Genomic DNA, 24,430 nt, shown 5'->3' on the forward strand with positions numbered 1-24,430 from the left:
GAGGAAAAACCTGATCAAGGGGATTATGAAGCGCTATTAATTACACGGATAAAAAAAACTCGGCTATTCTCAGCCACTATTGCGCAGCGGTCAACCGAGTCAGATCGATGTGAAACAGGCGGGAGAAGTTTTCTGTCGTGGCAGCGGCAAGGGTTTCCAGCGATATACCTTTCACTACGGCAAGGTATTCTGCTACATCACGCACATACGCAGGCTGGTTTTCCTGACCTCTGAACGGGACAGGCGCTAACCAAGGGGAATCTGTCTCAATCAGCATCCGATCCAGCGGTACATAACGCGCGACGTCACGCAATTCCTCGGCGTTACGAAACGTCACGATCCCAGAAAACGAGATGTAGAACCCCATATCGAGCAAGGCTTTTGCCGTGACCAAATCTTCCGTAAAACAGTGCAGAACGCCGCTGCACTTCTCAGCGTGTTCTTCACGCAGAATTGCTAGCGTATCTTCACGGGCAGCGCGTGTATGCACGATGACAGGCTTGTTCAGGTCATTGCCAATACGAATGTGTTCGCGAAACGATTCCTGCTGCTGGGCTTTCGTCTCCTGCTGGTAGAAATAATCCAGCCCCGTTTCCCCCATTGCAACCACGCGGCTGGCGCTGGCTAACTCACGCAGTTCGGCATAATCATAGGGGGCTTCCTGGTTCAGCGGATGAACGCCGCAGGAAAAGGCTACGTTATCGCGCTCGCCAATTAACTCTACCATCGCACGATAGCCAGGCAGCGTGGTCGCCACCGCCAGAAGGAAACCGACATCACGGCGCTTCGCTTTATCTAGCACGTCAGAGACATCTTTATGCAATGACTGATAATCCAGACCGTCAAGATGACAGTGGGAATCCACTAACAACATGATATTTACTCGATATTAATTAAACAGAAAAGGGATGGCTGCCACGCTTAACCGACGAGGCAAGCGTGCGTTCACCATCAAGCAGGCGTTCCGTCAGCAACAGCTCACGATTCACCCCCGTGACAGTCAGCAATTTTTGTCGGCAAGCCAGCCAGTGTTGTAGCTCATACTGCAAATGCGCAGATGGTTCGCGCGCCAGACGCTCGACCAGCTCGATCTGATCCTGATTCACCAAATGCTCGCTGGCACCCTGTTGCCATTTCATGGCATCCAGCAGTAGCGCAGCCAACCAGTGGATGCGCGTATCCGCATCGTCATGATTCAGTTGCGGTATCAATGAGAGCTGATCCCGTGAAGTCAGCGCGGCAGAAAACGCCTGACACAGCGCGCTACGCTGTTTCCAACGCTCTGGCTGCAATAACGCCTCGGCAGCGAGTGGCGCACCCGATTGCAATCTCAATGCCGTACGCAATGCTTTACTATCATGGCGATGACGCGCATTCAGCCACAGCACACTCTGCGTTTCATTTGGGACATCCAGATAATGATACAAACAGCGGCTGCGCAAAGTAGCCAACAGCCGCGCTGGTTCACGGCAGCCAAATAAAAAGAAGGTATTCTGTGGTGGTTCTTCCAACGTTTTCAGCAGTGCATTGGCAGCAGCCTCTGTCAGTTGCTCAGCGGAAGCCAGCCAGATCACTTTTGCTCCGCCCTGTCGGGAGTGTTGGTACACTTTTTCTACGACGTCACGCACAGGATCGACGCCCAGACTCTGCTTGCCCTTCTCCGGGCTCAGCACATGCCAGTCCGGGTGCGTTCCCGCTGTCATCAGGTTACAAGAGTGGCACTGGCCGCAACTTTTCATGCCGTCAGGTCGCTGACACATCAGCCAGCGACTCAGCGCATAAATAAGCGATTCATCGCCCATGCCTGGCAGGGCATGCAGCAACACCGCATGGTGGCCTCTGCCTGCCTGATATTGACCGATAAGCTGCCGATAAGAGGCATTCAGCCACGGATACCAATCCATCAGTGCTGTCCCTGCACGACAGGCTGTAATCCTTGTTGCTGCAACCACTGCTGTAACGTAGCCTGAATATCCGCACTGACGGCATCAATAGATTGTGAAGCATCGATCGTCAGGATGCTGTCATCCTCCGCCGCCAATTCCTGATAGCGGGAACGGGTGCGATCAAAGAAAGCCAGCGACTCCTGCTCGATTCTATCCAATTCTCCGCGCTGTCGCGCGCGCTGCAAGCCGATGGCTGGCGGTAAATCAAGATAGAGCGTCAGGTCAGGACGAAAATCGCCCAGCACGGTGTCACGCAGCGAGCGCAGCAGTTGTTGATCGATCCCACGGCCGCCGCCCTGATAAGCCTGTGACGAGAGATCGTGACGATCGCCGATAACCCATTTCCCATCGGCCAGCGCAGGTTTGATGACATTATCCACCAGTTGCACTCTGGCCGCGTACAGCATTAAAACTTCCGCTTTGTCGGTGACCTTCTCATCGGCTATACCTTGCTTAATGAGTTCTCGCAGCTTCTCCGCCAGCGGCGTACCACCAGGCTCTCGCGTGAACACCACCTCTTTCACACCGTGTGACCGCAACGTGTCAACAACGATATTGCGCGCAGTAGTCTTCCCTGCGCCTTCCAATCCTTCAATGACGATAAATTTACTGTTCATCCCGTTCCTTTAACGCTGAGCGGTATATCCTTACAGCACGGTTATGGTCTGCAAGGTTAGTGGTAAAACTGTGTCCGCCTTTTCCATCCGCCACGAAATACAGATACGATGTTTTGGCCGGATGCGCAGCCGCATCCAATGACGCTTTCCCCGGCATCGCGATCGGCGTCGGCGGCAAGCCGGCGATGACATACGTATTGTAAGGTGTCGGCGTATCTAATGCTTTACGGGTTATCACACCTTTATAGTCATCCCCCATGCCATAAATCACCGTGGGATCGGTTTGCAACCGCATACCAAGCCGTAAGCGATTGATAAACACGGAAGCAACCTGCGTACGTTCTTCATTGATTGCGGTTTCTTTTTCAATGATTGACGCCATCGTCAGCAACTCGTCTGGTGTCTTGTACGGTAAGCCCTCTTCACGTCCTTTCCATACCTCATCCACCGTTTTTTTCATGCGCTGATGCGCACGCTGTAACAAGGCGCTGTCGCTCGTACCGGCCGTGTATGAATAGGTATCAGGATAAAACCAGCCTTCTGGATTCGTTTTCTCTTTGATGTCTAACTGCGTCGCGATGTCCTGTTCAGTTTTATCGCCCAGCGCATGCTTGATATAAGGCGCCTGCTGCAACGTGACAAGCCACTCTTTCAGACGTGAACCTTCGACAAAACGGATGGTGAACTGTGCTTCCTTTCCGCTGGACAGCAGCGCCAGCATCTCGCGCACGGTCATGCCCGAAGTAAAGCGATAGGTACCCGCTTTGAATTTTGCCAATTCAGGTTCAATACGCAGCAGCCACGGAAAAAATGCACCATCAGTAATAATTTTTTGCTCGAGAAGCAACGCTTCCAGCCCTTCTCGTCCCGTTCCAGCCGGAAGCGTGAAAATAGTTTCTTTTTCGATAGCCAATGGTGAACCAGCAAAACGCTGCATTTTCTGCCACGCTACCAACAACATCAGCACAACAGCAGCGATAATCAGCAAACCAATTTTCTTTTTCTTCATAAATCAACCATCTACTAGCAGTTAGAACTCAGGAATTGATAAAGCTCTCGGGAGTGGTAACGCCAGACGTGCGCCTGATTCACGGGGACTAGCGGCATTAATGCATTACAAACCAACACTTCATCCGCATCAGCCAGTACGCCAATCGGTTCACTAACGATCTGTAACTCGAAGTCAGAACCAGCCAGCAAAGCGATAATATGCTGCCGGGCAACGCCATCTACGCCAGACTGTGATAAATCCGGCGTATAGACTCTATGCCCTTTACGCCAGAATAAATTAGCGGCACAGCATTCCACTAGCGCACCAGAGGTGTCAAGTACGAGGGTCTCATCGGCCGAGGTCTGGTCAAGATGCGCACGAATCAACACTTGTTCGAGCCGATTCAGATGCTTTATCCCCGCCAACAGCGGGTTTTTAGCCAACGCCACAGGGCTTAAGTTCAAGCGAATCCCCTGCTCACGCCAGTCGACATAATGTACAGGATAGTCTGCCTGTATGACTATTCGGCTTGGTTGCGCACAGCCTTGTGTGCTGTAACCACGTCCGCCAACGCCACGCGTGAGCATGACTTTCACTACACCGTTTGCACGGCCCAGTGCGGCCTGTTTCATTTCCGCGATCAGGCTTTCCCAGTCAACAGGCGGGAATAACAAGCGTGCCGTGGCCTGTTGCATCCGTACGATATGTCGATCGAACCAAACAATCTCGCCAGCACTGACTCTGGCTGTCGTAAAACAACCATCACCATACTGTGCACCCCGATCGAGTACCGAAAGTTGTTCCTGTAACTGACCATTAATCCACAGCATAATAAGCTCCGCGTCATTCATCGCCGTCAGCTTGCCAGTAAAGCGGCATCGCCCACAAGCAGGTGTGTCTGATTTTATTCAGGCAAAAAAAAACCCGGAAACCGGGTTTTTATAGACGCTATTGCAATCAAACTTTACGGAAGATCAGAGAACCGTTGGTTCCGCCGAAACCGAAAGAGTTGCAGAGTACGTATTCCAGATCGCTGACCTGACGCGCCTCATGCGGCACAAAATCCAGATCGCAACCTTCATCAGGGTTATCCAGATTGAGCGTTGGTGGAACAGCCTGATCGCGTAGAGCAAGAATACTGAATATCGACTCTACTGCGCCAGCTGCACCAAGCAAGTGACCCGTCATGGATTTTGTCGAGCTAACCAGTACACGACTGGCGTCCGCACCAAATACGGATTTCACGGCCTGAGTCTCAGCTTTATCACCCGCAGGCGTAGAAGTGCCATGCGCGTTGATATAACCGATTTGACTCGTTGACACACCAGCATCACGCAGTGCGTTTTCCATCGCCAGCGCGGCACCTGAACCGTTCTCCGGCGGAGACGTCATATGATACGCATCGCTGCTCATGCCAAATCCAACAACTTCTGCATAGATTTTCGCACCGCGCTTTTTCGCGTGTTCATACTCTTCAAGCACCATGAGGCCAGCGCCGTCGCCCAGCACAAAGCCATCACGATCTTTATCCCATGGACGGCTTGCCGCCTGAGGATCGTCATTGCGCGTAGACAACGCACGAGCAGCACCGAATCCACCAACACCTAATGGCGTACTGGCTTTTTCCGCGCCGCCGGCCAACATCACATCCGCATCATTATAGGCAATAATACGTGCTGCCTGACCAATATTATGCACGCCAGACGTACAGGCCGTAGCGATAGAGATACTCGGGCCACGCAGTCCGAACATGATAGTCAGATGACCTGCCACCATATTAACGATGGTAGACGGTACGAAGAACGGACTGATTTTACGCGGGCCGCCGTTCACCAGCGCAGTGTGGTTCTCTTCAATAAGACCCAGACCGCCGATGCCGGAACCAATCGCCGCACCGATACGCGGGGCGTTTTCTTCCGTTACTTCCAAACCAGAGTCCTGCATGGCCTGAACGCCAGCAGCAACACCGTATTGAATAAAGGCATCCATTTTGCGTGCTTCTTTACGCGAAATGAATTCCTCAGAATTAAAATCCTTTACTAAGCCAGCAAAACGCGTTGCGTAGGCACTAGTATCGAAATGGTCGATCAGGCTGATACCACTCTGACCGGCAAGAAGAGCACTCCAGGTAGACTCAACTGTATTGCCGACAGGAGATAACATGCCCAGTCCGGTCACAACTACTCGACGCTTAGACACGCTTATCCTCCAGGGAGGGAAAAAAAAGACACTGCGGGACAAAAAAACTTAGGCGGTCGAATGACCGCCTAGATATGTTCGCTTACTGCTGGTTAGCCTGAATGAAATCAATGGCTGCCTGAACAGTCGTGATTTTTTCAGCTTCTTCGTCTGGAATCTCAGTATCAAATTCTTCTTCCAGAGCCATTACCAGCTCAACAGTGTCAAGAGAATCAGCGCCGAGGTCATCAACGAAAGAAGCATTGTTTACGACTTCTTCCTGCTTAACACCAAGCTGTTCAACGATGATTTTCTTAACGCGTTCTTCGATAGTGCTCATACTCTTAAATTTCCTATCAAAACTCGCTTTCGCGATGGTTTTCGTAGTGTATAAAATGTTTGAAAAGATGCAACAAAATCTCGGCTGGTCGAACCACGATTTTGTGCTATTTTGCGGTTATCACCGCAAATAAAGCAAATAGTTTTCGAGCTTTTTAGATCATATACATGCCGCCATTGACATGCAATGTTTCGCCAGTAATGTAAGCAGCTTCATCAGAGGCTAAAAATACAACAGCACTGGCGATTTCTTTAGCATCACCGAGTCGGTTAGCTGGAACCGACGCCAAAATGCCTGCTCGCTGTTCTTCTGTCAATGCCTGAGTCATATCTGTTTCGATAAAACCAGGTGCGACCACGTTGACCGTAATACCACGAGAAGCGACTTCACGCGCGAGGGATTTGCTGAACCCAATCAGCCCCGCCTTCGCTGCCGCGTAGTTAGCTTGCCCTGCATTGCCCATCGTTCCCACAACGGAGCCGATGGTAATGATACGGCCAAAACGTTTCTTCATCATGGCACGCATAACTGCTTTAGACATACGGAATACCGACGTGAGATTGGTATCCAGAATATCGTGCCATTCATCATCTTTCATACGCATCAATAGGTTATCACGAGTGATACCGGCGTTATTGATAAGAATATCAATTTCCCCGAATTCTGCGCGAATTTCTGCCAATACGCTTTCTACTGATGCTGCATCAGCAACATTCAGCATATAACCTTTACCGTTTTCACCCAGCCAACTACTAATGGCTTCAGCACCTTTTTCGCTGGTTGCAGTACCAATGACTTTTGCCCCGCGAGCAACCAACGTCTCGGCGATGGCACGCCCAATACCACGGCTTGCACCGGTAACCAGTGCAATTTTCCCCTCAAAACTCATTGTCTTCTCCGTTCTTATTTCTCAATCGCCGCTGATAGAGAAGCAGGATCGTTCACCGCAACTGCTGTCAGGGTATCGACGATTCGTTTGGTTAAGCCAGTCAACACTTTACCCGGCCCGACTTCTAACAGTGACTCAACCCCTTGAGAGGCCATAAATTCAACACAGTCAGTCCAGCGCACTGGGCAATGAAGTTGGCGCACCAGTGCATCACGAATCGCTTCTGGTGTGGTTTCGATGCTTGCATCTACATTGTTTACAACTGGGATGACCGGAGAATTAAAGGTCACGGATTCTAGCGCAATAGCCAGTTTCTTCGCTGCTGGTTCCATCAACGCACAGTGTGACGGTACGCTGACAGGCAAGGGCAGCGCACGCTTCGCCCCCGCCGCTTTACACGCAGCACCCGCACGCTCGACGGCGTCTTTATTGCCCGCAATCACCACCTGACCCGGTGAATTGAAGTTTACCGGAGACACTACCTGACCCTGCGCGGATTCTTCACAGGATTTGGCAATCGCATCGTTATCAAGCCCGATAATGGCATACATCGCCCCAGTGCCTTCCGGCACGGCTTCTTGCATCAGTTTGCCTCGCAATTCAACCAGACGAACAGCCTGCTGGAAATCCAAGACACCCGCACAAACCAGTGCAGAATACTCACCGAGGCTATGGCCAGACATCAACGCAGGCGTTTTTCCTCCCTGCTGCTGCCAGGCACGCCAGATAGCAACAGAAGCGGTCAGTAATGCAGGCTGAGTTTGCCAGGTTTTATTCAACTCTTCAGCAGGCCCTTGCTGGGTAAGCTGCCACAGGTCATAACCTAACGCTTCAGAAGCCTGAGCAAACGTTTCAGTAACGATCGGGTATTCTGCCGCAAGTTCAGCCAACATCCCTACCGTCTGCGATCCCTGACCGGGAAACACCATTGCAAATTGCGTCATATCACAATCCTGTTTAATTAAAAACGAACTAGCGCGGAACCCCAGGTAAACCCGCCGCCAAAGGCTTCAAGCAACACCAGGTGCCCTGGTTTAATACGCCCATCGCGCACGGCTTCATCAAGCGCTGAAGGCACGGAAGCAGCGGAGGTATTACCATGACGATCCAACGTCACAACCACCTTGTCCATCCCCATACCCAGCTTCTTCGCCGTGGCGCTGATAATTCGCAGGTTAGCCTGATGAGGCACCAGCCAGTCTAATTCACTTTTGTCCAGTTGAGCCGCTTGCAGCGTTTCCTCAACGATATGTGCCAGTTCAGTCACTGCCACTTTAAAGACTTCATTACCCGCCATCGTCAGGTAAGCAGGCGTATCTGTATGGTTACGATCCTGATGCGGCAACGTCAGCAGCTCGCCATAACGGCCATCGGCATGAAGATGGGTGGAAAGAATACCCGGTTGCTCTGACGGCGTTAACAGTACGGCTCCTGCACCATCTCCGAACAGAATCAACGTACCGCGATCTTCGGGGTCCAATGTACGAGATAAGGTATCGGAACCGATCACCAGTGCGTATTTCACCGCGCCACTTTTAACATATTGATCGGCAACGCTCAGCGCATAGGTAAAACCTGCACACGCAGCGGCCAGATCGAAAGCAATCGTATCCTTTATCCCTAATAATTGCTGAACCTGACAGGCTGAGCTAGGGAAAGCATGGCTTGATGATGTTGTAGCAACGATTAAAAGGCCAACCTCAGAAGGATCGACATTCGCCATTTCCAGCGCTTTCTGCGCGGCACGGTATCCCATGGTCGCCACGTTTTCATCCGGCGCAGCAATACGGCGCTCACGAATTCCAGTACGTGTGACGATCCATTCGTCCGTCGTTTCCACCATCTTTTCTAAATCAGCGTTTGTCCTGATTTCTTCAGGCAGATAGCTGCCCGTTCCAATTATTTTTGTATACATGTACGCTTAGTCACTCTTAGGTAATACCGCTTCTAGACGAGCGGCAATCCGCTCAGGAAGCTGCCGCCGTACCGTCTGCATTGCCTGTTCAATAGCAACCGCAAACGCTCTCTGGTTTGCTGCACCATGGCTTTTGATTACAGTTCCCCGCAATCCTAGCAGGCATGCGCCATTATATTGATCGGGGTTCAAATGACCGAAACGCTTTGATAAGCGTTTTTGTAACAAACGACCTAACCATTTCAACCACCAGGATCGTTTTTGTTTTTGCCCCGGGCCTGAAGCGGGTGATTTCAGCAACGACAGGAACATCCTTACCACACCCTCTACCGTTTTCAATGTGACATTACCCACAAAGCCGTCACAGACCATCACATCCGTTTTCCCCGTCAACAGATCGTTGCCTTCCAGATAACCGATGTAGTTTATTGATGGTGCCTCTTTTAGCTGTGCCGCTGCCTCACGGATAGTGCTTAACCCTTTGCTTTCTTCTTCACCGATATTCAACAACGCAACCCGAGGATTCGCCAGTTCCAGCACTTCTTCTGCCATCACTGAGCCCATTACGGCAAACTGAACGAGCATCGTGCTATCACAATCAACATTCGCCCCTAAATCCAACACGACGGTCTTTCCATGTTGCTGGTGAGGTAATACCGTCACCAAGGCGGGCCGCTCAATGCCTTCAAGTGGCTTAATCAGGAGCTTGGCGAGCCCCATCAGTGCACCTGTGTTGCCAGCACTCACACAGGCCTGTGCCCTGCCGTCTTTAATCAATTCAAGCGCTATGCGCATTGAAGTACCGCGGCTTGCGCGAATAGCCTGCGATGGCCTCGCATCACTAGCAATAACCGACTCCGCTGGAACAATTTCCAGGCGAGAAAGTAAATCAGAATCAACTTTGGCAAGTAATGGAGTAATCGCAGCAGGATCGCCGACTAATAACAAATTGAGAGCTGGATTAGAAGCCAGTGCCTGCAATGCAGCAGGCACTGTTACGCAGGGACCAAAATCCCCGCCCATCGCATCTAACGCCAGAGTTAGGCGTGTCAAGGTATTGCCTTGCAAATAATTCGCAGGAATTACTTAGCAATAACCTTGCGACCGCGGTAGTAACCGTCCGCAGTGATGTGGTGACGCAGGTGAGTTTCGCCAGAAACTTTATCTACGGATACAGAAGAGGTAGTCAGCGCATCATGTGAACGACGCATACCACGTTTGGAACGGCTAGGTTTGTTTTGTTGTACGGCCATGGACCTTACTCCTTAATTACTTACGCTTTAAACTGGCTAATACGGCAAACGGATTCGGTTTTTCCGCCTCTGCAGGCAGTTGACCAAAAACCATGTCCGCTTCGGACACTTCACAGTGTTCAGAATCATGCACCGGGGCGATAGGCAACATCAGAATTATTTCATCTTCAATCATTGCCAGCAGATCGACTTCGCCAAATTCATCAACGCCGATCGGCTCATACGCTTCCGGTAACGCTTCGGCCTGCTCATCATTGACGACCGGGCTGAAACAGAATGTCGCATGGACTTGATGTTCAAACGGCTTTCCGCAACGTTGACACATCAGTGTGACGGTAACGTCAGCGTTACCGTCAATCACTGCCAGACGCTGATTATCAATATTGAAAGATAAAGAGGCCTGAACATCACTATCCACACTCACCACTGATTCGGCAACACGCTCTACTTGTTCAGCCGAATAGATACCAACGTAATCTAAACGCTTCTGAGCAGTGCGGACCGCATCAAGGGTTAAGGGTAATTTTACCTTTTGCATAGGGCGCGCATATTAACGTCGTAACGACATAGAGTCAAAGAAAAAGGCAGTGATGCACCACCTTTCACCAATATTCGCTTCCAGAGCGGCGCACAGTTTAAAATGCCTTTCATCATTACGCTACGGTTTATCAAAAAATTATGCAGCAGATCGTTCTCGCCTCAACATCACCTTACCGTCGAGCCTTATTGGAAAAGCTGGCGCTACCTTTTATTTGCGCATCGCCAGACATTGATGAAACCCCTCGCCCCGGCGAAGATGCCACCAATCTTGTGATCCGTCTTGCTGAAAGTAAAGCGCGAGCGCTGGCCACGCGCTACCCTAATCACCTGATTATCGGTTCCGATCAAGTTTGCGTATTAGGCAACGCCATTACGGGGAAACCACACAATAAAGTTAACGCAATACGGCAATTACAGCAGGCCAGCGGAAAATGTGTTTCTTTCTATACCGGTCTGGCGCTTTTCAATAGCGCGACTCAGGCAACACGAAGCCTCGCAGAACCCTTTGATGTCCATTTCCGAACACTAACGAACGCGGAAATTGATGGTTATCTGGAGAAAGAACAGCCGTGGAACTGTGCGGGCAGCTTTAAAAGCGAAGGATTAGGTATTGCCCTTTTTGAGCGATTGTCGGGACGAGATCCTAATACACTCATTGGGTTACCTTTGATCGCGCTGATACAAATGTTACAAAAGGAAGGTGTGAATCCATTGGTAGTATAAAACGAATCGGGATAGCCCAATAGAAAGCTATCCCGATAGATAAAAGCGGCGTGAATGGTTAGATTTTTGTCTTACGCAACACTTGTAGGCAGCGCCGTAGCCCGCTATCCAACGGTGCTTCAACTCTCAGTGTTTCACCGGTATTGGGGTGCTCAAAACGCAGTGCCTGCGCATGCAGGAATAGACGTTTTAAACCCGTGTCCGCCAGTTGTTCATCGAATTCGCGATCGCCGTAACGGTCATCAAACGCGATAGGATGCCCAGCATACTGGGCGTGTACGCGAATTTGATGTGTACGCCCAGTAACAGGGCTCGCCCGCACCAGCGTCGCGTGTTCGAAACGTTCTTCAATTTTAAAGCGCGTTTCTGACGGTTTGCCTTCGCTGTTTACCCGAACGATGCGTTCACCACTTTGCAGGATATTTTTCAGCAGTGGTGCCTGAACAACCTTGCAATGCGACTGCCACTGACCGCGAACTAGCGCCAAATAGTCCTTTTGCATCCCTTTCAGCCGCAGTTGTTCATGCAGAGAACGCAAGGCCGAACGTTTTTTGGCTACCAGCAAAACGCCTGAAGTATCGCGATCGAGGCGGTGTACTAACTCCAGAAAACGCGCTTCCGGGCGTAAAGCACGCAGCCCTTCAATCACACCGAAACTTAAGCCACTGCCGCCATGCACCGCCGTACCTGAAGGCTTATTCAGCACCAACAGGTAATCATCTTCATAAATAATGCACTCAGCCAATGCCGCTACTTTGCCAAGACTGGCAGAAACAGGCGTTTCATCGCGTTCTGCCTGTCGCACAGGCGGAATTCGAATGACATCACCATCGAGCAATTTGTACTCCGGTTTGACCCGTTTCTTATTTATCCTTACCTCACCTTTTCGCAAGATGCGGTAAACCATGCTTTTAGGCACACCCTTTAAGTGGGTATGCAAAAAATTATCGATACGTTGCCCCGCTTCATCTGCGGAGATCGTCACAAATTGTACTGAAGGATTATCTGTTTTCATGATGCGCGATTCTAAATAGAGCAACCCGATAGCGCCACTTCTTTTTCTGTGCTTAACTGTGTGTCTGACTTATGAAGATATTGTTGCACTTACGGATGCGTTGGGCTGTAGCATCAAGCCCTGTCCGTTTTGGTGATCACAACAGAACTATCTTTATACAGACAGGCAAAGTCACCTTGCTATAACGGTATCAGCAGTGGAATAATGCTTTTGCGTTTCCCACGCGGATTTCCGATAGAACAAGGGGAAATTGCGAAATTATTAAATTTGCCTGATGACGCACACACGCAGCAATGGCGTAAGACGTAATGCGAAATCAAGCAGTTAGCGGGCTGCGGATTGCAGCTTGGCCGGCAAATGGAATCAGATCTGGCGACATTATTCAGAAGCTGTTCCCTCAGTAAATGCGCTGTTTTCCATAAGGAAACACAGGCTACCGAAACATGCGTCTCTATGCAGGCGACAACCGGGAGGTTGACGTCCCTGCGATAAGCCACGAGGCCATCGGTTCACTCCGGTCATGCGGTTCTTTTGTCCGCAGCTCTATCAATAATGCAAGTAAAAATAACGAGTAAGTTGAAGATGAAAAGAATGTTAATTAACGCAACTCAGCAGGAAGAGTTGCGTGTTGCCTTGGTTGATGGTCAACGCCTGTATGATTTGGATATTGAAAGCCCAGGTCATGAACAGAAGAAAGCAAATATCTACAAAGGTAAAATCACTCGTATCGAACCCAGTCTTGAAGCGGCTTTTGTTGATTACGGCGCTGAAAGGCACGGTTTCCTCCCTCTTAAAGAAATCGCCCGCGAATACTTCCCCAACAACTATGCTTCTCATGGTCGTCCGAACATTAAAGACGTGTTACGTGAAGGTCAGGAAGTTATTGTTCAGGTAGACAAAGAAGAGCGTGGCAACAAAGGGGCAGCGCTGACCACCTTTATCAGCCTGGCGGGTAGTTATCTGGTCTTAATGCCGAATAACCCTCGTGCGGGCGGTATCTCACGCCGAATCGAAGGTGACGATCGTACTGAGCTCAAAGAAGCGCTGGGATCGTTACAACTACCTGATGGCATGGGACTCATTGTTCGTACGGCTGGTGTGGGTAAATCCGCTGAAGCACTGCAATGGGATCTGGCTTTCCGTCTGAAACACTGGGACGCGATCAAAAAAGCCGCTGAAGGTCGCCAGGCACCGTTCCTGATTCATCAGGAAAGTAACGTGATCGTCCGTGCTTTTCGTGATTATCTGCGCCCAGACATTGGCGAGATTCTGATCGACAACCCCAAAATTCTCGATCTGGCGAAAGAACATATTTCTGCGTTGGGCCGCCCCGATTTCAGCAGCAAAATCAAATTGTACAGTGGCGAAATCCCGCTTTTCAGCCACTACCAAATCGAATCGCAGATTGAATCAGCTTTCCAACGTGAAGTTCGCCTGCCATCCGGTGGCTCTATCGTTATCGATACGACCGAAGCGCTGACGGCTATTGATATCAACTCCGCCCGCGCAACACGTGGTGGTGATATTGAAGAAACGGCATTTAATACCAACCTTGAAGCCGCAGACGAAATTGCCCGTCAACTTCGCCTACGTGACCTTGGCGGCCTGATCGTTATCGACTTCATCGATATGACACCCGTTCGCCACCAACGCGAAGTCGAAAACCGCCTACGTGATTCAGTACGCCAAGATCGTGCGCGTATTCAGATCGGTCGGATTTCCCGCTTCGGTCTGCTGGAAATGTCACGTCAGCGTCTGAGCCCTTCACTGGGTGAATCCAGCCATCACGTTTGCCCGCGCTGTAGCGGCACAGGCACAATTCGTGACAATGAATCACTTTCACTGTCGATTCTTCGCCTGATTGAAGAAGAAGCACTGAAAGAAAACACCAAAGAAGTTCACGCTATCGTTCCAGTCCAGATTGCGTCTTATTTGCTGAACGAAAAGCGTGATGCCGTCAATGCCATTGAAAAACGTCAGGGTGGTGTGCGCGCTATCATCGTGCCACACGACGGTATGCAGACACCGCACTACTCTGTGGTTCGTGTCCGTAAAGGCGAAGAAAAACCGACGCTCAGTTATCTGTTACCTCAGCGTTTGGAAACGGAAACGCAACAACTGCAAGATGAACAAACGATCGAACGTAAACAGCCTGAGCAACCCGCTTTAGCAACGTTCAGTATGGCTGAAATGCCGGCAGAAACTGCACCAGCGGTTGCTAAAGCAGCTCCGGTTGTAGCAAAAGCCGCAGAAGATGCTCAGCCTGGCCTTATCAGCCGTTTCTTCGGTGCTTTGAAAAGCGTCTTTGCTTCAGAACCAGCAGCAAAAGTAGCGGATAGCGTTGACGAGAAGAAAGCCGAAGAAGAGAAGTCTACTGAAGGTCAACGCTCTGAACGTCGTAATTCACGCCGTCAGAGTAATAACCGTCGTGACCGTGGCTCTCGTGACAATCGTGACAATCGTGACAATCGTGACAATCGTGACAATCGTGAACAGCGTGATGATCAGCGCCGTAACAAGCGACAAAACGATGAAACGGTTGCGGAAAATCGCGTTGCGGAAAATGTGGAAAAAGCAGGTTCGGAAGAACATCCGCGCCGTGAACCGCGTGCTGAACGTCAGCGTCGTCGTCAGGATGAGCGCCGCCCTGCTCAGACAGAGGAAAAAGTTCAACCAGCCACCTCTGATTCCGATGACAATGCAGCCGATCAGGATAAACCGACTCAGGTTATGCCACGTCGTCAACGCCGTCAGTTAACGCAGAAAGTACGTGTTCAGTCTGAAACGCAGCAGGATACACTCTCTGATAACGCAGCACCGGTGGCAGAAGCATCCGAACTGGCTCAGCCTTACGTTAAGCCAAACAATGCTGCTATAGACACTAACGAGAGCGATAACGAGCAAAATGATGCAAATCGTGCCAATGGCGAAAATGGCGGTATGCCGCGTCGTTCGCGTCGTTCACCTCGCCATCTGCGCGTTAGCGGCCAGCGCCGCCGTCGTTATCGTGATGAGCGTTACCCATCTCAGTCGCCAATGCAGTTGGAATTTGCTGCCGCATCACCGGAAATGGCATCAGGAAAAGTATGGGTTAGCTATCCTGTCGCACAACCGCAGCAGGCTGAAAATCAACAGTTGGAAGAGAGCGTAGCAGCTATCGAAGCACCATTGTTACCTGCTGTTGTCGACGTTGCCGTGACTGCACAAGCCGATACAACGGAATCCAATGTGATTGAAAACATTGCAAACGTTACTGAAGCAGTCGTTCAGGAAAACGCCGTTATAACCGCAACCGCACAATCTGCCGACGTTATCCAGGATAGCAATGTCGCGGATATCAACGTGAATTCTGTGGATGAAAACATCGTTGTCGAACCAGTAGTTACTGAGAATACGGCTATCGATGATGTCATCGCAGCGGTTGCTGTGAGTGCGGTTGAAGAAGCAAAAACTGTTGAGGTTGATGATACTGTGACGCTTCAGGCAACTGAAGACACACAGACCGTTGAAACTGTCGTTGCTGAAGAAAAACTGGCAGATGCTATCGCTGACGCGACTGAGACAACTGATGTGGCAGAGTCAGTTTCTACCCCGGTGGTTTCAGTACAGGAAGTCAGCCAACCACAAAGTGTTCAGGATGAGCCTGCGATCGCTACCAGCACACCGGTAGTTGTAGAAGAATCTGCCGCGAACGTAGCAAAAGCTGTGGCTATCGTTGAACAGCCTCGCTATAAGCTCCATGCAACGGCACCAATGACTAAAGCTCCAGCTCCGGCATATAACGCCGAGCCTGCTCGACACAGTGATTGGGTACGCCCAGCCTATCCATTCTCTGGAAAAGGCTCGGCAGGCGGTCATACCGCAGTTAACCAATCAACTGCGCCAGCAACCAAGCCTGCGCCAGTCAACAAGTAATACTGACTTTTATAGACAAATACCCGCCAATTGGCGGGTATTTTTTTATGGGCAGCTTTTCTTAACCTAAAAAATTCAATAGCTTGATATCTACACTGTCCGTTTTGCCACTCAATTCAGTCAACAAACTTTTAAAGTGCACACTTTGTTCATGTGATGCCAGAGCATCCCGATCTTTCCAGCGCTCGAAGAACACAAATGAACCGGGTTTATCCACGACTTCATGCAGATCATACTGCACGTTGCCCGCTTCCTGTCGGCTGGGCGATACCACGCGTTTTAGCGTTGCAGTAACATCAGCAATGAACTCAGCCTTTGCCTGAATAGTGGCAACAATACGAATTTCCATATACATCCCTTATTTATCAATGAAAAGATTATGCTATCAGATGCCAATCGACGCTTAATTTCAAGCATTCATCAACAAACGGATGCATTCAAATGGCTTTACGCTTATCCTTATCCCCCGCCGTATCAGTCCCAAAACCAACCGAAAGATGCTGTTTTTCTACTGACCGCCGGAGCGCAATTCCATGACCGCACAGCCCACTATTCTTAAAATCCGTCGTCCTGACGATTGGCACATTCACCTGCGTGACGATCGGATGCTGGAAACCGTTCTCCCCTATACCAGCCGTTTCTTCGGCCGTGCGATTGTTATGCCCAACCTGACACCGCCGATTACCAGCGTAGCCAGCGCGATTGCGTATCGTCAGCGTATTTTAGCTGCGGTCCCGCAGGGTGATAACTTTCATCCGCTGATGACGTGCTACCTGACTGATGCACTCGATGCTAATGAGATCGTGAGCGGCTTTGAGCAAGGTGTATTTACCGCTGCCAAACTCTATCCAGCCAACGCGACAACCAACTCCAGCCATGGCGTGACCAGCGTCGCCAATATCTCCGGTATTCTGGAGAAAATGCAGAAAATTGGCATGCCATTGCTCATTCACGGTGAAGTGACCGACCCCGACATTGATATTTTCGATCGGGAAGCGCGCTTCATCGAAACGGTACTGGAACCGTTGCGCCAACAATTCCCTGAGCTGAAAGTCGTCCTTGAACACATCACGACGAAAGAAGCAGCGCAGTACGTTGTTGCAGGCAATGATTATCTCGCGGCAACCATTACCCCTCAGCACTTAATGTTTAATCGCAATCATATGCTAGTTGGTGGCGTTCGCCCTCACCTGTATTGCTTACCAATCCTAAAACGTAACACACACCAGCAGGCGCTGCGTGAAGCCGTCGCCAGCGGCTGTGACCGGCTTTTTCTCGGCACGGATTCCGCCCCCCATGCCAAGCACAGAAAAGAATCCAGCTGCGGCTGTGCCGGTGTGTTCAATGCTCAGGCGGCATTGAGTACCTACGCCACTGTATTTGAAGAAATGAACGCGCTTGATAAACTCGAAGCATTCTGTTCCCTGAACGGCCCACGTTTTTATGGTCTGCCGGTTAATGACAGCTGGATTGAGCTTCATCATGAAACGGTCACGTTCCCAGAAGAAATCACCCTTGGCGATGAGTCGCTAATCCCCTTCCTGGCCGGACAGAGCCTCAATTGGTCAGTCCGTTAATCGACCAGCCCATCAGCATTATGCCGATGGGCTAAATTTTATTGCACATATTGTTCTTCACTCTTAATAACTGTATAAATAAACAGTTATAATTTGGAGGCCAGCATGCGCGTAGAAATTACTCTAGCAAAGACAACACCTTTACCTGCCGGTGCCATCGAAGCACTCAGGTGTGAACTGGAAAAGCGGATTCACAAAATTTATCCCGAGACACCCATTCAGGTGCGCTATGCATCCGCTAATAGCCTGACAGTGATGGGCGCAGGCAAAGATGACAAAGATCGTATCTCTGAAATCTTGCAGGAAACGTGGGAAAGTGCCGATGATTGGTTTGCAGCAGAGTAATCTAAAGCTTGAAAGATAACGAAGACATAGGCTGTAATGGCAGTTTAAAGCGGCACTTCGCCATATGCTACGACCGAGGGTATCTGTTATGACGGTAGAAAAACCAGAAGAGGCAATGACATTCGGGGAATTGCTGGAGCTGATTGGCGAGCAGCAGCGCAAGATCGATGCTCTGGAGCTTGCTTTCTCGTCTCTGGCATTCTGCTTCGATGAAAAAGCAAACAAATTGATGATTCACAATCTGACGTTGGAATCTCAGAATGAGAATCGGGACCCTACTGTGAAGAAATACCTTGCCCGACTGGCCGCCGCATTGGAGAAAAATGCAGGGTCCAGCACGGAATAGTGCTCTACCGCCCCAGTAGCTGAACCTTCGGGATGAAAATCTATTCGTCCCGATACCTCATTAGGTTCATTACTTATCCCTCCATCATTCCTAAGATGTCATCTTTTTACGAAAAATTGAAAATATTTCCCATAAATTAAATAAGCAGCAGTATACTGATAAAGCTCGTTTAAGAATAATGAGCCACCTGAAGCCTCGTTAGTCACTCATGTTAGTAACTAGTCAATAAGGGGTATTTATGGATAGAAAAAATGAAGTTATTCAGACACATCCTCTTGTAGGTTGGGACATCAGCACCGTTGACAGTTATGACGCCATGATGATCCGTTTGCATTACTTATCCACCTCGGATCAAGCACCAGATGAAGCCCATGTAGACCGGACGCTTTGGCTAACAACCGATGTTGCCAGGCAATTGATACACATACTCGAAGCCGGTATCGCGAAAATCGAATCGACAGACTGTGACGTCAGTGATTATCGAAAGCATTAGTAATTGATAGCGTCATTAATATTACATTCAATACCTATTAATTTTTCTTAATAAGATTTCCTTTCGTAACACGAGTTAAAATAACAACACCGTCTTAATGGCGGTGTTGTTATTTTCGGCATATTCTCATTTCTTTATTTATTATAACGCTAACCTCTCTCCTATAATTAATCACTCACGTCATTATTATTCCGTAAACTGCATCCACTATATGTCGTCTTGCCTTATTTTCTTCGCAGAGATGCCCCTCTTTTGTCAGAAAAATAGCTCGGCACAATATCTATTTCCGTAAAACATTCAGAACTAAATTGAATAAAATATAAATTTAAATTCAAAAAAATTGTTCATGATTATGATAATGTTAAAATTGAAAAATTTATATTGCTTTTATGTTTTTCAATGATTAATTATTAGCCACCACAATGTTATCGTTAAGATAAGGAGTTCTCATCATGCTTTGGCGTAATACCTCTTTGCGTTACGGCCATATCAGCATTCTTCTGCACTGGATTGCAGCGTTGGCTATCTACGGAATGTTCGCTTTAGGACTATGGATGGTCACATTAGGATATTACGATATTTGGTATCACCGAGCGCCAGAAATTCATAAAGCCGTTGGTATGCTGCTCTTTGCCATCATAATTTTTCGCGTGGTGTGGCGTTTTATCTCCCCCCCACCCGCGCCGTTAGAAAGTTACTCTACATTGACTCGCGTCAGTTCGACGCTGGCTCATATCGCTCTTTATGTTGTGTTATTTGGCATCCTCATCAGCGGATATCTCATTTCCACAGCGGAAGGACACCCTATCTCAGTTTTTGGTTGGTTTTCTATTCCGGCCACTATTAGCGGTTTGACGGATCAAGCCGATATCGCAGGCGACGTGCATCTGTATCTTGCATGGGCGGTGGTTGCTTTATCAGCGCTACACGCTTTCGCCGCATTAAAACACCACTTTATCGATGGTGATAACACGTTGAAACGGATGTTGGGTCGCAACGTCCCTTAACTTTTTGTACTTATGGAGAAAAATCAATGCTGAAGAAAACACTACTGAGCCTGACCGCGGTATCCATGCTTGCTTCTGCTGGCTCGGCCCTGGCAGCAGAATATAAGTTTGACAAGGAAGGCCAGCACGCGTTTATTGAATTCCGCATTAAGCACCTTGGTTATAGTTGGCTTTACGGTAGCTTTAACGACTTCGACGGCGCTTTTACCTTTGATGAGAAAAACCCATCTGCGGACAAAGTAAATGTCACCATCAACACTAACAGCGTTGATACTAACCACGCGGAACGTGACAAGCACCTACGTAGCGCGGAGTTTTTAAACGCCTCCAAGCATCCGCAAGCAACGTTTACCTCAACAGAAGTGAAGAAAGACGGTGACGATTATGATATTACCGGTAATCTGACCTTAAATGGCGTCACCAAGCCCGTTAAGCTGGATGCCAAACTCATCGGTCAGGGGGATGACCCATGGGGTAACTATCGTGCAGGCTTTCAGGCCGAAGGTACGATCAAGCTAAAAGACTTTAACATTACGACAGATTTGGGTCCTGCTTCACAGGATGTAGAACTGATTATTGCCGTTGAAGGTGTTCGCCAAAAATAAGGCACCACCACGCATCTGACAGCAAAAAGCCCTTTCTTTTTGAAAGGGCTTTTATATTAATGTCCGAACCGTTAACTATTGCGGTTTGTCTTTCGCTACAGGCGCTGGAATATGCAGCGTTGACTGCAATAATCCTTTAGATTTATTAAAAATCTTCATTCCATTTTCACGCCCGCTGCGTATTGCTCTTTGTTCTTCCAACGGAAGTTTCATTTCATCCTGACACGGTGTGCTACAACAGCCGTCATATTTAGCAGCGCAACTCGGGCATTGAATAAACAAAAGATGGCACCCTTCATTACGGCAATTTGTATGGCTATCACATGAAGCACCACACTGATGACAATGCGCAATAACATCATCAGATATACGCTCTCCCATACGCTCATCAAACACGAAATTTTTTCCGATAAACTTCAACGGTAACCCTTTCGCCTTAGCCTGACGCGCATATTCAATAATACCGCCTTCTACGTGATACACATTCTTAAAGCCATGGTGCAACATATAGGCGCTGGCTTTTTCACAACGAATCCCACCCGTACAGTACATGACAATATTTTTATCACGTGCATCATCAAGCATATCCACTGCCATCGGTAACTGCTCACGAAATGTATCCGACGGCACTTCCAATGCATTCTCGAAATGCCCGACTTCATATTCGTAATGATTGCGCATATCAACGAATACGGTATTAGGATCGTCGGCCATCGCGTTAACCTGATCGGCTTTCAGGTATTGCCCGACATTCGCCGGGTTAAATGTGGGATCATCGATCCCATCAGCAACAATCCGTTCGCGTACTTTCATGCGCAATACCCAGAAGGACTTTCCATCGTCTTCCAGAGCGATATTTAAGCGAATCTGATCGAGTGCCGGATGTGCGCTGAACAATGTCGCCTTAAAAACATCGAACTGATTATTCGGGACGCTGATTTGTGCATTAATGCCTTCGGTTGCAATATATATGCGACCAAAGACGTTATGCTGCTCAAGCTGGATATACAGACGATCGCGAAACGCTTTTGGATCATCTATCGTAAAATATTTATAGAAGGAAACTGTGGTACGTGGCTCGGTTTCCGCAAGCATACGTGCCTTCAGTTCCTCATTGGAAACCCGGTTATGTAACACTGGCATGGTGTACGTTCCTGTCTTCATTGAGGTTAGTGAGTAACATTTATAGCCGGGCCGTAGCCTGGCATAGTGAATCGCCCGGCATCATACCTGATAGCATAGAAGCTGTCAGGGCATGAAATGCATAGCGAAACGATAAAGAGTGATCTACCGTAAATAGATTATTCTTGAGATTCACTTGCGCTTTCATGAAGCATCATCATCGAAGGATCTGTCATTATGAGCCAGCTTTTCTCCCCTGTATCTCTTGGTCAACTCAAACTATCCAACCGAATCATCATCGCGCCAATGTGTCAATATTCGGCTGAGGATGGCAAGGCGACAGCCTGGCATACGATGCACTTAGGTAACCTGTCACATTCTGGAGCAGGCCTGCTCATTATTGAAGCCACGGCAATCTCACCAGAAGGTAGAATTTCTCCGCACGACCTTGGATTGTGGGATGACACAACCGAGCAAGCACTTGCCAGTGTGATTCAGTCGGTCAAAACTTATTCTTCTATGCCTCTTGGTATACAGTTGGGACATGCCGGGCGTAAAGCGTCAACAGGCGTTCCGTGGGGAGGTCGTGCATTCCTGCGTCCAGCACAGGGAGGATGGCAGACTCTCGCGCCATCGGCTATCCCTTATAACACCAGCGATGATGAACCATTGGCGATGTCAGAACAGCACATCCGCACGTTAGTTGAGTCCTTCGTTGACTCAGCGAAACGTGCAGACCGCTTGGGCTTTGACCTGATAGAGATTCACGCCGCTCACGGTTATTTACTGCATCAGTTCCTTTCTCCGCTGACAAATCAGCGCGTAGATAACTATGGTGGCTCACTTCAAAATCGGATGCGTCTGGTCATTGAAATTTACCGCGCGGTACGAGACGTTTTCCCTGTGCATAAAGCCGTCGGCGTGCGCATTTCTGCAACAGATGGGGTTGAAGGTGGCTGGGATCTGGAACAGTCCGTACAGCTTAGTAAAACGCTACACGAGTTAGGTTGCGATTTCATCCATGTATCCAGCGGCGGACTCTCACCGTTACAACAGATTCATCCGGCACCTAATTATCAGGTGCCCTATGCGCAGAGGATCAAACAAGAAGTTGGCATCACCACTATCGCCGTGGGGTTGATAACCGAGCCGGAACAGGCGGAAGCCATCGTTGCAACGGGTGAGGCAGACGCGATTGGTCTGGCTCGCGCTATACTTTTCGATCCTCGTTGGCCATGGCATGCTGCCGCCAGGCTAGGGGCACAGGTATCGGCGCCCCCTCAGTACTGGCGCAGCGAACCGCGTTATGCCAGAGGTATTTTCAAGCAATAATGGTAAATACGCTGTATCAGGCGGACGATGCTGTTGGGATCGTCCCTTTTCTATTTCACTACGCGTATGCCACCAAAGCCCGAAAAAACACGTTATGGATAGAATGCCGTTAACGCTGCATTTAGAATAAAAAGCAGTTAATAATATGGCAATAATTTGTTTTATTGGCGGATAACCGTAATAATCCATCTTACTGATAACCATTAACTCGTTTTTAACGATTCACGTGCTGGCTCGCACCCGTACCACAATGTTGATACTGAGACTATGACACAAATCCCTTCTTTTAATCGCTCATTGCTACATCCACGCTACTGGCTCACCTGGTTAGGAATCGGTATCCTTTACCTTATCGTCTTGCTGCCCTATCCCGTTCTTTACCGTATCGGTGTCACGCTTGGCCATCTCGCGACGCGCCTGCTGCCGCAACGAGTCAAGATCGCCGCCCGCAACCTTGAATTGTGTTTCCCAGAGATGTCACAGATTGAACGTGATGCGTTAGTCAGGAAAAATTTCGAATCTGTCGGCATGGGTGTGGTTGAAACGGGCATGGCCTGGTTTTGGCCGAATTGGCGTCTTGAACGCTGGTTTACGGTCACGGGCCTTGAGCATATACGCCCAGAGAATGAACGAGAACAGGGTGTATTACTCATTGGACTGCATTTTTTAACGTTGGAACTCGGGGCTCGTGTCTTTGGTATGCACAACCCAGGTATCGGCGTGTACCGCCCGAATGATAATAAACTGATTGACTGGTTACAGACATGGGGCAGGCTACGCTCTAACAAATCCATGCTCGACCGGAAAGATCTGAAAGGCATGATACGAGCCCTCAAACAGGGTGATATCATCTGGTACGCTCCGGATCATGACTATGGCCCACGCAGCAGCGTATTCGCGCCTCTGTTTGCAGTAGACACAGCGGCCACAACCCGCGGTAGCTATATGCTGATCAAAACGGCACGCCCGGCAATCATTCCTTTTGTACCGCGCCGATTGCCTGAAGGAAAAGGTTATGAATTGCGAATCCAACCCGCTGAGCAAGGTGCGCCTGTAGACAGTGAAGCCGCGACAGCAGCATGGATGAACAAGGTTGTTGAAAAGAATATTCTGCTCGCACCGGATCAGTACATGTGGTTGCATCGCCGTTTCAAAACCCGCCCAGAAGGCGAACCGTCCCTTTATTAACGCATACGTTCTTGTTACTCATTTCAGGGATAGCAGCGTCTTGTTAGGGGCAAAAAAAAAGCAACGGCGACTGCCGTTGCTTTATCTTTTATG

Annotated in this window: 26 protein-coding genes; 10 read left to right on the forward strand and 16 right to left on the reverse strand. The window is 49.3% G+C overall.

Annotation, left to right across the window (positions count from 1 at the left end; translation table 11 throughout):
- Positions 1-76: 76 nt before the first annotated feature.
- The 13 genes from A6301_RS03625 to yceD form a co-directional block, all read right to left on the reverse strand.
- Positions 77-874 carry a metal-dependent hydrolase gene (locus A6301_RS03625; RefSeq protein ID WP_205542793.1) on the reverse strand — a complete coding sequence of 266 codons (798 nt, stop codon included), beginning with the start codon at positions 872-874 and terminating at the stop codon, positions 77-79.
- 19 nt (positions 875-893) lie between these two features.
- Positions 894-1,904: a DNA polymerase III subunit delta' gene (gene holB, locus A6301_RS03630; RefSeq protein ID WP_234257120.1), complete on the reverse strand. Its 1,011-nt coding sequence runs from the start codon at positions 1,902-1,904 to the stop codon at positions 894-896.
- Entirely contained in the window at positions 1,904-2,563 is a 660-nt protein-coding gene (gene tmk / locus A6301_RS03635) for a dTMP kinase (RefSeq protein ID WP_205542796.1), read from the reverse strand. Before tmk ends, holB begins: the two co-directional genes overlap by 1 nt.
- On the reverse strand, positions 2,553-3,572 hold the full coding sequence (gene mltG / locus A6301_RS03640; protein WP_234257121.1) for an endolytic transglycosylase MltG: 1,020 nt from the start codon (positions 3,570-3,572) through the stop codon (positions 2,553-2,555). Before mltG ends, tmk begins: the two co-directional genes overlap by 11 nt.
- Before the next feature lie 14 nt (positions 3,573-3,586).
- Complete coding sequence (gene pabC, locus A6301_RS03645) at positions 3,587-4,384, reverse strand: aminodeoxychorismate lyase (RefSeq protein WP_107167701.1); 798 nt, start codon at positions 4,382-4,384, stop codon at positions 3,587-3,589.
- A gap of 127 nt (positions 4,385-4,511) precedes the next feature.
- Positions 4,512-5,753, reverse strand: a complete 1,242-nt coding sequence (gene fabF, locus A6301_RS03650; RefSeq protein WP_107167702.1) for a beta-ketoacyl-ACP synthase II — start codon at positions 5,751-5,753, stop codon at positions 4,512-4,514.
- 82 nt (positions 5,754-5,835) lie between these two features.
- On the reverse strand, positions 5,836-6,072 hold the full coding sequence (gene acpP, locus A6301_RS03655) for an acyl carrier protein (protein WP_005970506.1): 237 nt from the start codon (positions 6,070-6,072) through the stop codon (positions 5,836-5,838).
- Between the two features lie 154 nt (positions 6,073-6,226).
- Complete coding sequence (gene fabG, locus A6301_RS03660) at positions 6,227-6,961, reverse strand: 3-oxoacyl-ACP reductase FabG (RefSeq protein WP_107167703.1); 735 nt, start codon at positions 6,959-6,961, stop codon at positions 6,227-6,229.
- Positions 6,962-6,975: 14 nt separating this feature from the next.
- Complete coding sequence (gene fabD / locus A6301_RS03665; protein WP_234257122.1) at positions 6,976-7,905, reverse strand: ACP S-malonyltransferase; 930 nt, start codon at positions 7,903-7,905, stop codon at positions 6,976-6,978.
- Between the two features lie 17 nt (positions 7,906-7,922).
- Positions 7,923-8,876: a beta-ketoacyl-ACP synthase III gene (locus A6301_RS03670; RefSeq protein WP_205542801.1), complete on the reverse strand. Its 954-nt coding sequence runs from the start codon at positions 8,874-8,876 to the stop codon at positions 7,923-7,925.
- Positions 8,877-8,882: 6 nt separating this feature from the next.
- Positions 8,883-9,929, reverse strand: a complete 1,047-nt coding sequence (gene plsX, locus A6301_RS03675) for a phosphate acyltransferase PlsX (RefSeq protein ID WP_234257123.1) — start codon at positions 9,927-9,929, stop codon at positions 8,883-8,885.
- Between the two features lie 29 nt (positions 9,930-9,958).
- A complete protein-coding gene (gene rpmF, locus A6301_RS03680; RefSeq protein ID WP_011093369.1) occupies positions 9,959-10,129 on the reverse strand; it encodes a 50S ribosomal protein L32 in 171 nt (56 codons plus the stop codon).
- A gap of 16 nt (positions 10,130-10,145) precedes the next feature.
- Entirely contained in the window at positions 10,146-10,667 is a 522-nt protein-coding gene (gene yceD / locus A6301_RS03685) for a 23S rRNA accumulation protein YceD (RefSeq protein WP_005970520.1), read from the reverse strand.
- A 140-nt stretch (positions 10,668-10,807) separates the two neighbouring features.
- On the opposite strand from yceD, the gene A6301_RS03690 reads away from it, so the two are divergent.
- Positions 10,808-11,392, forward strand: a complete 585-nt coding sequence (locus A6301_RS03690) for a nucleoside triphosphate pyrophosphatase (protein ID WP_234257124.1) — start codon at positions 10,808-10,810, stop codon at positions 11,390-11,392.
- A 58-nt stretch (positions 11,393-11,450) separates the two neighbouring features.
- Here the strand turns inward: A6301_RS03690 and rluC are convergent, their stop codons facing one another.
- On the reverse strand, positions 11,451-12,407 hold the full coding sequence (gene rluC / locus A6301_RS03695) for a 23S rRNA pseudouridine(955/2504/2580) synthase RluC (protein WP_107167708.1): 957 nt from the start codon (positions 12,405-12,407) through the stop codon (positions 11,451-11,453).
- A 582-nt stretch (positions 12,408-12,989) separates the two neighbouring features.
- On the opposite strand from rluC, the gene rne reads away from it, so the two are divergent.
- Positions 12,990-16,322 carry a ribonuclease E gene (gene rne / locus A6301_RS03700; protein ID WP_234257125.1) on the forward strand — a complete coding sequence of 1,111 codons (3,333 nt, stop codon included), beginning with the start codon at positions 12,990-12,992 and terminating at the stop codon, positions 16,320-16,322.
- A 61-nt stretch (positions 16,323-16,383) separates the two neighbouring features.
- Here rne and A6301_RS03705 read toward each other — a convergent pair whose 3' ends face one another.
- Complete coding sequence (locus A6301_RS03705) at positions 16,384-16,671, reverse strand: putative quinol monooxygenase (RefSeq protein ID WP_205542807.1); 288 nt, start codon at positions 16,669-16,671, stop codon at positions 16,384-16,386.
- Between the two features lie 184 nt (positions 16,672-16,855).
- Here A6301_RS03705 and pyrC point away from each other — a divergent pair, with 184 nt between their 5' ends.
- From pyrC to A6301_RS03735, 6 genes are all read left to right on the forward strand, one after another.
- Positions 16,856-17,899 (forward strand): dihydroorotase, encoded by a 1,044-nt coding sequence (pyrC, locus tag A6301_RS03710; RefSeq protein ID WP_234257126.1) that lies wholly within the window; start codon positions 16,856-16,858, stop codon positions 17,897-17,899.
- A 105-nt stretch (positions 17,900-18,004) separates the two neighbouring features.
- Positions 18,005-18,244 carry a DNA damage-inducible protein I gene (gene dinI, locus A6301_RS03715; RefSeq protein WP_107167713.1) on the forward strand — a complete coding sequence of 80 codons (240 nt, stop codon included), beginning with the start codon at positions 18,005-18,007 and terminating at the stop codon, positions 18,242-18,244.
- Between the two features lie 88 nt (positions 18,245-18,332).
- Complete coding sequence (locus A6301_RS03720; RefSeq protein ID WP_107167714.1) at positions 18,333-18,590, forward strand: hypothetical protein; 258 nt, start codon at positions 18,333-18,335, stop codon at positions 18,588-18,590.
- Positions 18,591-18,828: 238 nt separating this feature from the next.
- A complete protein-coding gene (gene bssS / locus A6301_RS03725) occupies positions 18,829-19,083 on the forward strand; it encodes a biofilm formation regulator BssS (RefSeq protein ID WP_005970542.1) in 255 nt (84 codons plus the stop codon).
- A 452-nt stretch (positions 19,084-19,535) separates the two neighbouring features.
- Entirely contained in the window at positions 19,536-20,090 is a 555-nt protein-coding gene (locus tag A6301_RS03730; RefSeq protein ID WP_107167715.1) for a cytochrome b, read from the forward strand.
- 29 nt (positions 20,091-20,119) lie between these two features.
- Positions 20,120-20,695 (forward strand): YceI family protein, encoded by a 576-nt coding sequence (locus A6301_RS03735; RefSeq protein WP_107167808.1) that lies wholly within the window; start codon positions 20,120-20,122, stop codon positions 20,693-20,695.
- 75 nt (positions 20,696-20,770) lie between these two features.
- Here the strand turns inward: A6301_RS03735 and A6301_RS03740 are convergent, their stop codons facing one another.
- The gene (locus tag A6301_RS03740) at positions 20,771-21,838 is read right to left on the reverse strand and encodes a rhodanese-related sulfurtransferase (protein WP_234257127.1); all 1,068 of its coding nucleotides are present in this window, start codon (positions 21,836-21,838) and stop codon (positions 20,771-20,773) included.
- Between the two features lie 216 nt (positions 21,839-22,054).
- On the opposite strand from A6301_RS03740, the gene A6301_RS03745 reads away from it, so the two are divergent.
- The gene (locus A6301_RS03745) at positions 22,055-23,149 is read left to right on the forward strand and encodes an NADH:flavin oxidoreductase/NADH oxidase (protein ID WP_234257128.1); all 1,095 of its coding nucleotides are present in this window, start codon (positions 22,055-22,057) and stop codon (positions 23,147-23,149) included.
- A 267-nt stretch (positions 23,150-23,416) separates the two neighbouring features.
- Entirely contained in the window at positions 23,417-24,337 is a 921-nt protein-coding gene (locus A6301_RS03750) for a Kdo(2)-lipid IV(A) acyltransferase (protein WP_107167718.1), read from the forward strand.
- The last annotated feature ends 93 nt before the right edge of the window (positions 24,338-24,430 follow it).

The sequence above is a fragment of the Pectobacterium sp. IFB5596 genome (assembly GCF_021432585.1).
Classification (GTDB): Bacteria; Pseudomonadota; Gammaproteobacteria; order Enterobacterales; family Enterobacteriaceae; genus Pectobacterium; species Pectobacterium punjabense.